We start from the raw sequence: 13468 nt of genomic DNA, 5'->3' as shown, positions 1-13468 counted from the left end.
ACCTGTTAAGTTGCACACCTATGTGCACGTTATTACGATGGGGTGCGTGATCACCACCGAGCAGCCCTCGCGCGCGCCCCGCCGCGACGCCACGGAGAACCGGGCAGCCCTCCTCGACGCGGCGAAGACCTGCCTGCAGCAGGACCCTGATGCCTCGATCGAGACGATCGCCGCCTCCGCCGGCCTCTCGCGTCGTGCGGTGTACGGACACTTCCCCTCGCGCGACGACCTGGTGCGCGAGGTCGTGACCGCCGGCGCCGCCCGGATCGCCGCCGCCATGCCCACCACCTCGGACCTGCAGGAGCTCCCGCCGGCCGCACGCCTCGCCGCCATCGCCGTGACGCTCTGGAGCGAGGTGTCGCACGTCCGCTCGATGGCCCGGGTCGCCGTGCGCACCCCCTTCGCCGAACCCGTCGCCGAGGTGTTCGCCCCGTTGCGCTCGCAGGTGCGCCAGGCGTGCGCGCTCGGGATCGCCGACGGCGCCATGCGGGACGACGTCGACCCCGAGACCCTCGGCCGTCTGGTCGAGGGTGCGTGCATCGCCGTCCTCGACGAGGCCACCCGTTCCGGCACGAGCGACGAGGACGGACGGCGCATGGTGGTGGTGTCCGCGCTGGGCATGGCCGGCATCGACTGGCGCACCGCACTGCTCTCCGAACCCGCTGCTCCCGCCTCTGCCCCGAAGGACCACGCATGACGCTCGAACTCGACCACGTCGGCATCGGCGAGGATCCCGGCGCGCCCCTGCCCGTCGTCTCCGCCGTCGCTGCCCCCGGACTCCCGGGGGTCCTCGCCGTCGAGACCGAGCAGGCACCCGTGCTCGCGTCACTCGTCGCCGGTGGCCGCATGCAGCCCGACTCCGGCCGCCTGCTGCTCGACGGCCACGAGGACCCGGCAGCCATCCGGCGCGCGTTCGCCCTGGTCGACACCCCCGGGGTCGCCGAGCCCTTCCCGGTCATGACCCTCAAGCAGATCGTGCGCGAGGAGCTCGCGTTCGCCGGGCAGCGCCCGAACCGTGAGCACGTCGACACCGTGCTCGACGAGCTCGGACTGCGGGACTACGTCGACACCGCCGTGCAGCGGGTGCCGACCGCCGTGCGCGTCCGGTTGCTCGTCGAACTCGCCCTGCTCCGCGACGGTGTGACCGGCATCGTGATCACCTCGCCCGAGCGGCACGGCGGCGCCGTCGAGGACTGGTTCCAGGTGGTCCGCGACGTCGCACGACGGGGCGTGACCGTGGTCCTCGTGACCTCGAAGGCGGCCGCCACGACCGTCGAGCACCTGCTCGACACGATCGACACGCACGACGACGTCGAGACGCAAGACGACGTCGCGACGCACGTGACGCCCCAGACCGAGGACCCCGAGGACGTGGCCCGAACCGACGGAACCGAGCCGGGCCTCCCGGCCGCTCCTTCCGTCACCGAAGCATCCGCAACCGTCCCGACGGAGGCACAGAAGTGACCACCACCTCGCTCGTCCGCGCAGAACTCGCGCGGCTCACCGCGACCCCGCTCGCACGCCTGGCGTTCATCGCGCTGATGATCGTGCCGCTGCTGTACGGCGGCGCCTACCTGTGGGCGAACCGCGACCCCTACGCGAAGCTCGACCAGATCCCCGCCGCGATCGTGAACCTCGACGCCGGCGCCACGCTGGACGGCGAGCACGTCGACTACGGCAAGGACGTCACGAAGGAGGCCATCGACGGCGCCGACTTCAAGTGGACGAAGACGAGCGCCGCCGATGCCCGCTCCGGCGTCCGGAACGGCACCTACGACTTCGTCGTCACCATCCCGCACGACTTCTCCGAGCACCTGGTGTCCGCGCAGTCCGACGACCCGACGCAGGCGAAGCTCGTCATGACGACGGCCGACACGAACTCGTACCTGGCCTCGACCATCGCCGAGCAGGCGGGCAAGACCATGCGCACCGCCGTCGCCGAGCGCGTCGGCAAGCAGGCGGCGAAGACCCTGCTCGTCGGGCTCGCCGATGTGCGGGACAGCCTCGGCGACGCCGTCGACGGGGCCGATGAACTCGCGTCCGGAACCGCCAAGGCGGACTCGGGCGCGCATCAGCTCGCCGACGGCACCGGCAAGCTGTCGTCCGGCGCGGCGGAGCTCGCGTCCGGCACGGCCGACCTGCCGTCGCAGACCCAGCAGCTGAACAGCGGGGCGCAGCAGGTGGCGTCGGGGGCGTCGACCCTGGCGTCCGGGCTGGCCAGCGCGCAGCAGCAGACGGCTGCGCTGCCGTCGCAGACGCAGCAGTTGAACAGCGGGGCGCAGCAGGTCGCGGCCGGCAACGAGCAGCTCGCCGACACGGTCGACTCGTACAGCGCCGACGTCGAGTCGCTCCGACCCCTCGACGCCGAGACCGTGATCTCGGGCATCACCGACAACCTGCCCGAGGGTGTCGAGCTCACCGAGGAACAGCAGGCTGCCCTGCAGTCGACCGTCACCGACGCCGTCACCCGGGTCAACACCGCCGGCGCCTCGGCGAAGAGCACCTACGAAACGACGAAGTCCTCGGTGGACAAGCTCCGTGACGGCTCCGCACAGGTCGCGGCCGGCACGTCGTCGCTCGCCTCCGCGGCGCCGACGCTCGCGTCCGGCATCTCCTCGGCGGCGAACGGGGCATCCACGCTCGCATCGGGGGCCGCCCAGGTGGCGGACGGCACGTCGAAGCTGGCCTCGGCCGCTCCGACGCTGTCATCCGGTGCGTCGCAGCTCGCGACCGGTGCGAAGACCGCCGACCAGGGCGCGTCATCACTCGCGTCGGGGCTCGACAAGCTCACGACCGGGTCGTCGAAGCTCGCGTCGTCGCTCGACGAGGGCCGCACGAAGATCCCGGCGTCGAACGCCTCGGAGCGTGAGTCGCAGGCCTCGGTCATCTCCGACCCGGTCAAGGTCGGGGACGACAACGTCGCTGCCGCGTCGAACTACGGTGCCGGTCTCGCGCCGTTCTTCATCTCGCTCGCGGCCTGGATCGGCATGTACGCGCTGTTCCTCATCCTCAAGCCGATCTCCAAGCGTGCGATCACGGCGGTGCGGAAGCCCCTCGCGGTGGTGTTCGGCGGCTGGCTGACCCCGGCGCTCCTCGGCCTGGTGCAGATGGTGGCGCTGTTCTTCATCGTGCGCTTCGCCCTCGACCTGAACGTCGTGCACGTCGGCGACACGATCGGCATCATGGTGCTGGCCTCGGCGACCTTCGCGGCGATCATCATGGCGCTCAACGTGCTGCTCGGATCGGTCGGGCAGTTCCTCGGCCTGGTGCTCATGCTCGTGCAGCTCGTCACCGCCGGTGGCACGTTCCCGTGGCAGACGCTGCCGGGGCCGTTGGCGGCGCTGCACTTCGCGTTGCCGATGACGTACTCGGTCGACGCGATCCGGCAGACGATGTACGGCGGGAACCTCGGCGCCGCGTGGTCCGACGCGGGCGTGCTGCTCTGCTGGCTGCTCGGGGCGCTCCTGGTGTCCTTCGTGGTCACGGCGCGGCAGACCCGTTCCCGCACGCTGCGCGACCTGCGCCCGAGCCTGATCGGGTAGCGGGCGCGGCCGCGGGGCGCAGGCGCGGCACGCTTCGTGAGCAGAAGAGGTCGGGTGACATCAGGTCACCCGACCTCTTCTGCTCACGAAGTGCGTTCGCCGAGCGGCTGGTGCACCATCCCACCGCCGAGGGTGCTCAGGTCGTCCGTCGGCAGGGCAGTACGGGCGTCCGCGTCGAGCACGGCGGACGCGTCGTCGAGGGGGTGGAACCCGATGCGCTCCCCGGCGGACAGGTCAGCCGGCGACCCGGTGTTCCGCGACAGGGCCCAGACCACGTGGTGCCCGGGGTCGTGGAGCGCCACGGTCGCGAGCACCAGTCGCGTCAGGTCGTCGGGCGAGGTCCACATGAGCAGCCCCCGGGTCGTCGGCGGCAGCGCCCCGAACGCACCGATCCGCGCGGACACGATCGACATCTCGTACCGATCGGCGAACAGGCTGCCGAGCAGTTCCATCGCCGCCTTCGTCACGCCGTAGTACGTGTCCGGACGGGGCAGCCGGTCGCCGGGCACGCTCCCCGGCTGGTCGAGGGGTTCGGGCACCAGCCCCACCGCGTGGATCGAGCTGGCCTGCACGACCCGGAGCACCCCGGCGGCGGCCGCCCGTTCGAGCACGTTCTTCGTGCCGGTCAGGTTCGCCGCGATCAGGTCGTCCCAGGCAGCCTCGGTCGGGATGCCTGCCAGGTGCACCACGGTGTCGACCCCGGCGAGCGCATCGTCCAGCGCCGCTGGGTCGTTCACCGAACCGGGCACGAACCGTTCCCCGGCGACGATCGGATCGTGGGGCCGCTGTTCGTCGAGCAGCACGAGGTCGTGTCCCGCGGACCGCAGTCGAGGACGCAGGGCGCTCCCGATCCGTCCCGCGGCTCCGGTGATGAGCAGCGTCGCCATGCCGCGGACGCTACCCCCGGTGCGCGACCAGCGACCTCAGGTGTGCGACCGCGCCGAACGCCGGGGTGTCGAGGTCGGACTTCGTCCACCGGACGACCGCCCAGCCGACTCGTTCCATCTCGCGGTAGCGGCGGAGGTCGCGGCCCCACTGCTCGGCATCGGTCCGGTGGTGGTCACCCTCGTACTCGATGACGATGCGCTGCTCCGGGTAGGCCAGGTCGACACGGCCGACGAACCGACCGTCTTCGTCGAGCACGTCGACCTGCAGGTCGGGCTCGGGCAGCCCCGCGCGGACGATCGCCAGTCGCGCTCTGGTCTCCTGCGGCGACCCGGCACCCACCCGCACGAGCTCGAGCGCCACGCGCAGTCGTCGGACACCCGATCGCGCGCCGGCCAGGGCGACGGCGGCAGCGAGGTCGTCGATCGTCGTCCCGCACCGTCGTTCCGTGACGATGGCGTCCCCGAGTACGACGAGCTGGTCGACCGAGAGCACGGCACCGCAGTCCACCCACAGCGCCGCGGGCGTGCTCGTCGGCATCCCCCACCGCTCCGTCACCCGGGCACGGTCCGGTGTGATGCGGTGCCCGACGACCCCGCGGCGGCGCGGTTGTGCGATCGGCACGGGACTCGTGACGTGCACCGGTCCGTCGTCGGCGAACGGGACCGGCAGCTGCCAGAGGACCGCCGCCGAGACGTGACTGATGAACTGCCCTGGAACCAGGACCGGCCGGAACGCCCGGATCCGGTGGACCGGGTCGGGCGGACGGTCACGTGCCCATCGGATCGACCGGGTCGGCCGGATCAGGTCACGCCGTCGGAGTCGTTGTCGGGAGACGCCCGCGCGGTCGGCGGCACCGACGTCGAACGTGCGCCCGCGCAGCGGTGTCGGAAGTGGTCGTGCTCGCATGACCACCACGTTCGCTCCCCGCGCCCACCGCCCGCGCGCCGAACGCGACTTCTGTGCACAACGCACCCCGGGCCTCCCGTGTGGAGGACCAGCCACGCGCAGATCGTGAGCAGAAATGGTCGGGTCGCCGCCCCGCACCCGACCATTTCTGCTCACGAAGCGAAACCGCCACCACGATCCCACGACCCCGCCCGGCCCATGTCACGTCAACCGCTACGATCGACGCACGAGCCAACGGAGGTCGAAGCGCATCATGGGAGACGGCAAACCCGCGACCATCTACGACGTCGCCGCACGCGCCGGGGTCTCGAAGTCCCTCGTCTCCCTCGTGCTGCAGCGCTCCCCCCGGGTCAGCGACCAGCGCCGGGCCGCCGTGCTCAAGGCCATCCAGGAACTCGACTACCGTCCCTCCACCGCGGCCGTCTCCCTCGCCGGCACGCGCAGCCGCACGATCGGCGTGGTCCTCGACGACTTCCGCAACCAGTGGTTCGTGGACCTGCTCACCGGCCTGCGCGAGAGCCTGCAGGACCAGGGACACCGGCTCGTGGTCGCCGACCGGTTCCTCAACACGGGGCTCGATGCCTCTCCGGTGGAGGGCTTCCTCTCGATGCGCGTCGAGGGCATCGTGATAGCTGGCGAGCCCACCACGGACCTCGCGATCCCGGCCTCGATGCCGCTCGTGATCGCTGGCGGCCGGGTCGCGATCCCCCGCGCCGACACCGTGGCGAACGACGACCACGCCGGTGGCGGCATCGCGGCGCAGCACCTGCTCGACCTCGGCCACACCCGCCTCGGGTTCGTCGGTGCGAGCTCGGCGGCCTCGGCCGAACGCCAGGCCGGGTTCGCGCAGGCCGCGGCGGCACGCGCGTCCGTCGTCACGACGGTGCTGCCGGGAGAACCCACCGAAGAGGCCGGTTCCCGCGCCCTCGGCATGCTCCTCGACGAGCACCCGGACGTCACCGCGGTCTTCGCCGCGAACGACGTGATGGCTCTCGGCGCACTGTCCGAACTCGCCGAACGCGGGTTGCGCGTCCCCGAGGACGTCTCCGTCATCGGGTACGACGACACCCCGGTGGCCGCGATGCGCTACGTCGGCCTGACGAGCATCGACGACCGCAGCGTCGAGATCGGCCGCGGCGCCGGCGAGCGCCTGCTGGCCCGGATCGCCGATCCACGGATCGCTGCCACGGAACTCCTCGTCGAACCCCGTCTGGTCGCGCGCCGCACCACCGCCGCACGCTGACGGGGCAGCCCGGGCCCCGGCCTGGAGGCCCAATCTGCCTCCGCCCCGCCCGCTTCGTGAGCAGAAATGGTCGGGTTCAGCGCCCGTGCCCGACCTTTTCTGCTCACGAAGTCGCGCCGGGCAACTCCGCGTGCTGGACGACCCAGCTGTGCATGACGATCGCCGCGGCGGCCGACGCGTTGATGCTCCGCGTCGACCCGAACTGCGTGATCTCCAGGTGTGCGTCGGCACCGGCGACCGCCTGCTCGGTGAGCCCGGGGCCCTCCTGCCCGAACAGGAACACGCAGCGCTCCGGGATCGTCGCGGTCTCGATGCGCTCGGCACCGGGGGTGTTGTCGATGGCGACGACGGGACGCTGCTCCTCGGCCATCGCGGCGAGGAACGCCTCGACGTCGGGGTGGTACCGGACGTGCTGGTACCGGTCGGTGACCATCGCTCCGCGCTTGTTCCACCGGCGTCGCCCGATGATGTGCACGGTGCCGGCCAGGAACGCGTTGGCGCTCCGCACGATCGACCCGATGTTCAGGTCGTGCTGCCAGTTCTCGATCGCCACGTCGAACGCGTGCCGGCGGGTGTCGAGCTCGGCGACGATCGCGTCCATCGACCAGTACCGGTAGCGGTCGAGCACGTTCCGGGAGTCCCCCGCGGCCAGCAGCTCCGGGTCGAGCCGCGGGTCGTCGGGCCAGGGTTCCGGGTGCGGCCCCACCCCGTTGGTCGTCAGCTCGTGCGACGGTTCGGGCGCTGTGGTCACCCGACCAGCGTACGGCCGAGGTCAGGCGGCGTGGACCGGGTGGTCGATGCGCGACTCGATGCCGGCGATCAGGATGTCGAGGCCGAGCGCGAACCGGTCGTCGTAGGAGTGCTCGCCGAGGATCTCGCCCACCAGCCGGTGCCGCTCGGGGCGTCCGGCCTCGGAGTCCCCGCGCCCGACCTGCACCCCGGCGTGCCCGACCACGAAGTCGTAGACGACGAAGAATGCGTACATCGCCTCGGCCGGCGGCAGTCCGGCGTCCTGCAAGGCACCGACGACCTTCGCCACGACGGCGTCGGACTCGGTCGAGGCGAGCGGGGCGCGCTGGCTGTGCGACTCGAGCACGAGCGGGTGGGTGCGCATCAGGTCGCGGAACGTCGTGGCGAAGGTGCGGACGACGGCGTGCCACTCGTCCGGCCAGACGAAGGTCGCGGTGAACTCGTCGACGGTGCGGCGGACGAGTTCGGCGTGCAGGTCGTCGAGGCCGCCGATGGTCCGGTGCACAGTCATCGGGGCGACGCCGAGCCGCACGCCCAGTGCCCGGAAGGACAGGCGGTCGAGGCCGTCCTCGTTCGCGATGGTCGTGGCGGCGTCGATCACCTGCTCGCGGGACAGCACGTTGGGGCGGCCCCGGCGTCGTCGCGGCGTCACCTCGAGCTCCGTCTCCGACACCGGGGTGGGTCGGGGCGCGGTGGGCGGGGTTCCGGGTTCGACGAGCACGAGGGGCCTCCTTGATTCGGTACGTGTCCCGAAAAGCGTAGGGCAAAAGCCGACCGCGGTTCGGTGTCTCGACCATCTCGGGTCTGGCAGCAGCGCGCAAGAGCCGCTCCGGGCCTCCCGGCCCTTTCTGAGCGGACCGTCAGTGGGGCCGCGGCGACTGCCTCGCCGCGGCCCCACTGCTCAGCGCTGGCTCGATCCGCGGGTGCGACGTCTGCGCGCCGCGAGGAGGCCACCCAGGGCCAGGAGCAGCACCGCTGTCACCGCCGCCAGTCCGAGTCCGTCGGCTCCGGTGAACGCCAGCCCGCCGCGTGCCGGGTCGCGGGATCCGTCGCCGGTACCCGCCGCCTCCGCGTCGTCACGGCCGCCGGGTGTTCCCGAAGACCCGGCGCTCCCGGCGTTCCCGGCGTTCCCGGCGTTCCCGGGATGTCCGGGCGTGCCGGGCACTCCCGGGCCACCTGGCGTCACCGGCGGTCCGGTCGGTGTCTCCGTTGCGGGCAGGAGCCCCGCGTCGACGGTGCGGTCCTGTTCGATGTACTCGAGCTGGCCCTCGTCGGAACGGATCGCGGCGAGTTCGACGGGGGCGGTCACGCCGGAGGCGTCGGCGTCGGAGTCGATCGCGCGGTCGTCGCCGACGAGCTCCTTCGTGAACTCCCGACCGTCCGGTGCCGTCCAGTGCACGCTGTACGAGCCGGGGCGCAGGTCGTCGAAGGTGTACTCGCCGTCGCCGTTCGTGGTGGTGGTCCGGCGCACGGCGTCGCCACGGTCGTCCGAGCCGGTGAGGCGGACCGAGACGTCCGCGATGCCGGCTTCGTCGTCGTCCTGCAGACCGTCGCCGTCCTCGTCGGACCACACGAAGTCGCCGATCGAACCGGCCACGACGGTGACCGTCGCCGGGTTGGACTGGACCGGGAGCGCGAGGTTCGAGGCGCGGAGGCCGAACCGGTTCGTGTACGCGTCACCGTCGCGCTGGCCCGCCGTCGCGACCACGACCCGGTGCGTGACGGTCTCGCCCACTCCCACGGGGGCGGTCCGCAGGATGCGCGCCGCCGTGACGTCCGCGAGCCCGGCGGGGCACCCCTCGGTGCCGAACGCCGACACCGAGCACCAGGTGGTGGTGCCACCAGCCTGGTTCGACGGGTCAGCGGCGTCGAGCACGACGTCGCGCGGGGCGCGGCTCGTGTAGCGGACGCGCTCACCGGCTGCGGCGGCGACCGCGATCGGCTCGGCGAGTCCGACCGTGCCGTGGAAGGTGGAGTTGCGGGTGTCCCCCCGGTACGGAAGGACGTCGATGACGTCCAGCCCGTCGATCGGGGTGGCGTCGGTGTTCGTGTACCCGAGGTCCCACTCAAGGTGGTCCCCCGACACGACGACCGGCTCGACGGCGGTCTTCTCGACGCCGACCCCGCCGGTGGCGACGACCTGGACGGCGCGCTGGGCGTTGCGGAAGGCCTGCGGCGACTTGTCCGTCGGCGAAGCGATGTCCGTCACGTTGGTGATCGCCCCCGCCGGGGCGAGCTTCGAGACGGCGGCGGTGTACGTGATCGGGTCGATCGCCTCGTTCGGCCGGACCGCTGTCGTCCAGGTGAGACGCTGGACGTCGTTGCCGTCGTCGTCCTTCGTGGTGTCGATCTCCGGCACCTCGGAGGCACTGCCGGCGACGTAGGTCACGTGGTTCGGCAGCACGTCCCGCACCGTCACGGAGGTCTCCTTCCCCGTGGTGTTGCCGTTCGTGAGCGACGGGTACAGGGCGTAGTCGACGGTGTCGCCGGCGACGGTGAAGGTGGTCTCGTCGGGGGTGTCGGCCGCGTCGTGGCCGGGGTCGACGATCTTCTTCTGGATCCGGGCGAGGTTCTCGGTGAGGATGACGCTGTCGGACAGGGGACCGGCACCGAGGTCCGCGTCGGACCAGACGTCGTGCGCCCAGCGCTCCGAGCGGTCACCGAACCACGCGTGACCGAAGTCGTAGGCCCGCGTGCCGTCCGCGGCGTCCTCGGTGGTGACGTAGCTGTAGAGCGTGCCGTCACTGCCACCGGGGACGTCACCGGTCGCGCGGACCGCTCCGACGGCGTCGATGCCGCCGGGGACGTCTTCCGGCTGGTCGTACCAGGGGCCGTCCTCGTCGTCGCAGGTCGCCTTCTGGCCCGCGGAGGGAGAGGCCATGTCGTACGCGGCGTACTGCACCTTCGCGCTGGTCATGCCGCTGGTGAACGCCGCGACCCCGCCGCCGCCCACGCGGGTGACGTGCTGCGTCTCGCGGTCGAAGGTGTCGCAGAGGATCGCGTTCTCGAACGACGCCAGCCCCCTGTTGGAGGCGCTGACGTCGCTCCGGAGCAGCGTGCCCGGGGTGGCCCACGGGTCACCGTCACGAGCAGAGCCCCGCTCGACGGCCTGCCCGTCGCCGATGACCCGGAGGAGCCGCTTCTGCGCGGAGCCGTCTGCGTACTCGAGGACGTTGCGCTCGGCGGAGTTGTCACCCGTCGGTTCCGTGCCGCCGGGGAAGTTCGGCGCTCCGCTGACGGACGTGGTCTGCAGCGGCGTGAAGGTGTTGACCGACTCGACCGAGGTCCCGGTCGGAGGGTTGCGCATCCAGAGGCTGATGTAGCCGCTCACGAAGTAGGGCTTGGCGCCGCCGGCGATCGGCCCGTTCGTGAGGCTCCTCGAGGGGACGTGCTCGGGGTCCGTGACCGTCCCGGTGATCGTGACGTCGACCGCCCGGCCGGGGGCCGACTGCTCGCAGGAGAACGCACCGGAGTCCGTGACCGCTTGCTCGCCGCCGCCGCTGCCGCCGGGCAGGCCGCCCATCCGCCAGTCACCCGGCTCGTTCGGGCCGCAGACGGGGTTGCCGCCGTTCCACAGGACCGCATCGGAGGGCACGGCGCCGAGGATCTGGGAGAGGTCGTCCGTGAACGTCATCGGGCCGGCGCTCTTCTCGAACCCGAGGAGCCCCTGTCCGGGCACGAGCGGCTGCCAGTCCACGGCGATCGGGTAGATCAGCTGCAGCCCCTTCGTCGTTCCGTCCGGACCGGTGACGTCGGTCCGGAGCGACGACGCGTGGACGTTCTTGCTCAGGTTGTAGCGCGCGGCTGCGGACACCGTGACGGCGTCGGCGACCGCGGTCACCGGGCCGTTCTCGGCCTCGTCCGCGGTCGCGGTCACCGGGACGGCGAGCGTGTCGCCGTTCTGCAAGTCGCCCGAGACGTCGAGGACGATCGACACGAAGACCGTCCGGCCTTCTCGGAGTGTGCCGATGTTGCAGGTCAGTTCATCCCCGGAGACCGCCGAGCCGGGGCTGACGCAGGTGGTCGGGACCCCCGCCCACGAGGTGCCGGCGGGAGCGGTCGCGGTGAAGCGTTCGTTCGTGCTGGTGCCGTCGTTCGAGTTGAGTGAAACGCGGTACGTGATCGCGTCCATCGTGCGGACGATGCCGTTCTTCTCACTTGCGTCACCACCGGCGCCGTCCGTCGGCGTGAAGGGGCCGTTGCCGTCCTTCGTGACGTCGATCGCGACGGCGACCGTGCTGTTCGTCGCGGCGGATGCGGTGCCGTCGGGTCCTTCCGGTCCACTCGCCGTCGCCGAGGCGGTCGGCAGGGCAAGACCGAGGACGACGCCAGCGGTGGCCAGCGTCGACACGGCGATGCGCGCTCTACTTCGAGATCGCATGGGTCTCCTTGTTCTCGCGAGGCTGATGTCCCGCAGATCGTGGGGACGAGGACCGCCCCGACAGGCAGCGTACGCACACATTGCATGCCACATCGATTATTCATGTTCTGAATATCGTTGATGGTGATCGCCGGGCACCGGGACGGTGGGCACGAATCCCCGCGCAGTAAGGTGAGGCCCATGGCGACCCGAGACGACGTCGAGTGCTGGCTGACCGACATGGACGGCGTGCTCGTCCACGAGAACCAGGCGCTCCCCGGCGCCCCGGAGCTCATCCAGCAGTGGCTCGACGACGGCACCGAGTTCCTCGTGCTGACGAACAACTCGATCTTCACGCCGCGTGACCTCAGCGCCCGGCTCCGCGGCTCGGGCCTGCACGTGCCCGAGGAGCGGATCTGGACGAGCGCGCTCGCGACCGCGGACTTCTGCAAGTCACAGATGCCCGGCGGCTCGGCGTTCGTCATCGGCGAGGCCGGCATGACGACCGCCCTGCACGAGGCCGGGTTCATCATGACCGAGACCGCTCCTGACTACGTCGTCGTCGGCGAGACCCGCAACTACTCGTTCGAGGCGATCACCAAGGCCGTCCGGCTCATCCGCGCCGGCGCCCGCTTCATCGTGACGAACCCCGACGCCACCGGCCCGAGCGCCGAGGGGGTCCTGCCGGCGACCGGCGCCATCGCCGCGATGATCGAGAAGGCCACCGGCAAGCAGCCCTACGTGGTGGGCAAGCCGAACCCGATGATGTTCCGCTCCGCGATGAACCGGATCGGGGCGCACTCCGAGAACACCGGCATGATCGGCGACCGCATGGACACCGACGTGCAGGCCGGCATCGAGGCGGGGCTGCACACCGTGCTCGTGATGACGGGCATCAGCGACCAGGCGGAGATCGACCGGTACCCGTTCCGCCCGAGCGAGGTCATCTCCGGCGTGCACGAGCTCGTGCGCACCGAGCCCTTCGAGGTCGAGCTCTAGCGCAGGGCGAACGAAGTCACCCGGAACCGCACGTCGTACGGCCCGGGTGACTTCTCACACCGCGATCTCTCGGACCACTCAGACCTCTCGACGGCGACGGCGCAGCCAGACCGACAAGAGCATCACGGCCCCCGAGCCGAAGACGCCCAGGGCGATCGCGACCGTCCGTGCGATGTCCGCCCCCGTGTACGCCAGGTCGGCCGGCAACGGTGCGACGACGAACCGGGCCTCGACCTCGTTGGACCGCACCTCCACGGCACCTCGAGGACCCACGGCCCCGTCTTCGCGCGCCACCGAACCAGTCGCGACCGCTTCGAACAGGACGTGACCGACGGTGACGTCGCCGTCGGTCACCTGACGCGGGGTGCTCGCAGTGCACGCGGTCTGCTCACCGGGGGCGAGCTCCTCGGCTCGGCAGGTGATCACACCGGCCTCCACGCTCTGGACCGAGATCGAACGGGCGACCAGGTTGCTCGTGTTCGTCACCTCGTAGGTCGACGCGATCTCGTCGCCGGATCGCACCGGTTTGCCGTCACTCGGCGTCCAAGCTCCTTCGAGGAACAAGGCCGAGCGTGCATCGAGGCCGACCGTGACGGAGTCGTCCGCCGTCACGGACTCACCGTTCGGGTCCTTGCCGCTCGCGGTCTCGACGAACGTCACTGCACCGAGCTCGATGTCGTCTTGTGTGAGGGCATGGTCCGGCACCGTGCACGAGGTCGATCCGCCGGGCACGAGCGGTTCCGCGGAGCAGGTGACGGCGAGCTCGGGTCGGCCCTGGAT

11 protein-coding genes are annotated in these 13468 nt (G+C 71.3%); 5 read left to right on the top strand and 6 right to left on the bottom strand.

Features of this window, described 5'->3' with window-relative positions; all coding sequences use genetic code 11:
* Positions 1-46: 46 nt before the first annotated feature.
* Genes BR70_RS0103840 through BR70_RS0103830 form a run of 3 tightly spaced genes read left to right on the top strand, consistent with a single transcriptional unit; the run spans position 47 to position 3542 of the window.
* Positions 47-697: a TetR/AcrR family transcriptional regulator gene (locus BR70_RS0103840; RefSeq protein ID WP_027464996.1), complete on the top strand. Its 651-nt coding sequence runs from the start codon at positions 47-49 to the stop codon at positions 695-697.
* Entirely contained in the window at positions 694-1464 is a 771-nt protein-coding gene (locus BR70_RS19375; protein WP_051596605.1) for a hypothetical protein, read from the top strand. The genes BR70_RS0103840 and BR70_RS19375 overlap by 4 nt, the downstream gene beginning before the upstream one ends.
* A complete protein-coding gene (locus BR70_RS0103830) occupies positions 1461-3542 on the top strand; it encodes a YhgE/Pip domain-containing protein (RefSeq protein WP_027464995.1) in 2082 nt (693 codons plus the stop codon). Before BR70_RS19375 ends, BR70_RS0103830 begins: the two co-directional genes overlap by 4 nt.
* Before the next feature lie 83 nt (positions 3543-3625).
* On the opposite strand, the gene BR70_RS19370 is transcribed toward BR70_RS0103830, so the two are convergent.
* Together BR70_RS19370 and BR70_RS19365 are read right to left on the bottom strand one after the other, a co-directional pair.
* Positions 3626-4429 carry an NAD-dependent epimerase/dehydratase family protein gene (locus BR70_RS19370; RefSeq protein WP_035808042.1) on the bottom strand — a complete coding sequence of 268 codons (804 nt, stop codon included), beginning with the start codon at positions 4427-4429 and terminating at the stop codon, positions 3626-3628.
* Positions 4430-4439: 10 nt separating this feature from the next.
* On the bottom strand, positions 4440-5336 hold the full coding sequence (locus tag BR70_RS19365; RefSeq protein ID WP_035808041.1) for a DUF559 domain-containing protein: 897 nt from the start codon (positions 5334-5336) through the stop codon (positions 4440-4442).
* 253 nt (positions 5337-5589) lie between these two features.
* Here BR70_RS19365 and BR70_RS0103815 point away from each other — a divergent pair, with 253 nt between their 5' ends.
* Entirely contained in the window at positions 5590-6579 is a 990-nt protein-coding gene (locus BR70_RS0103815; protein ID WP_027464994.1) for a LacI family DNA-binding transcriptional regulator, read from the top strand.
* A 103-nt stretch (positions 6580-6682) separates the two neighbouring features.
* On the opposite strand, the gene BR70_RS0103810 is transcribed toward BR70_RS0103815, so the two are convergent.
* The 3 genes from BR70_RS0103810 to BR70_RS23560 all read right to left on the bottom strand — a co-directional run bounded on the left by BR70_RS0103810 (position 6683) and on the right by BR70_RS23560 (position 11710).
* The gene (locus BR70_RS0103810; protein WP_027464993.1) at positions 6683-7330 is read right to left on the bottom strand and encodes a TrmH family RNA methyltransferase; all 648 of its coding nucleotides are present in this window, start codon (positions 7328-7330) and stop codon (positions 6683-6685) included.
* 21 nt (positions 7331-7351) lie between these two features.
* Positions 7352-8050 (bottom strand): TetR/AcrR family transcriptional regulator C-terminal domain-containing protein, encoded by a 699-nt coding sequence (locus BR70_RS19360; RefSeq protein ID WP_051596604.1) that lies wholly within the window; start codon positions 8048-8050, stop codon positions 7352-7354.
* Between the two features lie 180 nt (positions 8051-8230).
* Positions 8231-11710 (bottom strand): SdrD B-like domain-containing protein, encoded by a 3480-nt coding sequence (locus BR70_RS23560; RefSeq protein WP_197019614.1) that lies wholly within the window; start codon positions 11708-11710, stop codon positions 8231-8233.
* Positions 11711-11890: 180 nt separating this feature from the next.
* Between BR70_RS23560 and BR70_RS0103795 the strand changes: the two genes are divergently transcribed.
* The gene (locus BR70_RS0103795) at positions 11891-12688 is read left to right on the top strand and encodes an HAD-IIA family hydrolase (RefSeq protein ID WP_027464991.1); all 798 of its coding nucleotides are present in this window, start codon (positions 11891-11893) and stop codon (positions 12686-12688) included.
* A gap of 78 nt (positions 12689-12766) precedes the next feature.
* On the opposite strand, the gene BR70_RS23555 is transcribed toward BR70_RS0103795, so the two are convergent.
* A partial coding sequence (locus BR70_RS23555) for a DUF7507 domain-containing protein (RefSeq protein ID WP_035808038.1) occupies positions 12767-13468 on the bottom strand: 702 nt, incomplete at its 5' end.

The organism is Curtobacterium sp. UNCCL17 (assembly GCF_000686685.1).
Lineage (GTDB): Bacteria > Actinomycetota > Actinomycetes > Actinomycetales > Microbacteriaceae > Curtobacterium > Curtobacterium flaccumfaciens.
The sequence above is the reverse complement of the archived record's forward strand: the minus strand, read 5'-3'. Positions and strand labels throughout refer to the sequence as shown.

Bases quoted from the DNA above. Each gene is read 5' to 3' on its own strand.
- BR70_RS19370 (WP_035808042.1), bottom strand. From the start codon at position 4,429: ATGGCGACGCTGCTCATCACCGGAGCCGCGGGACGGATCGGGAGCGCC.
- BR70_RS23560 (WP_197019614.1), bottom strand. From the start codon at position 11,710: ATGCGATCTCGAAGTAGAGCGCGCATCGCCGTGTCGACGCTGGCCACC.
- BR70_RS19365 (WP_035808041.1), bottom strand. From the start codon at position 5,336: ATGCGAGCACGACCACTTCCGACACCGCTGCGCGGGCGCACGTTCGAC.
- BR70_RS0103815 (WP_027464994.1), top strand. From the start codon at position 5,590: ATGGGAGACGGCAAACCCGCGACCATCTACGACGTCGCCGCACGCGCC.
- BR70_RS19375 (WP_051596605.1), top strand. From the start codon at position 694: ATGACGCTCGAACTCGACCACGTCGGCATCGGCGAGGATCCCGGCGCG.
- BR70_RS0103795 (WP_027464991.1), top strand. From the start codon at position 11,891: ATGGCGACCCGAGACGACGTCGAGTGCTGGCTGACCGACATGGACGGC.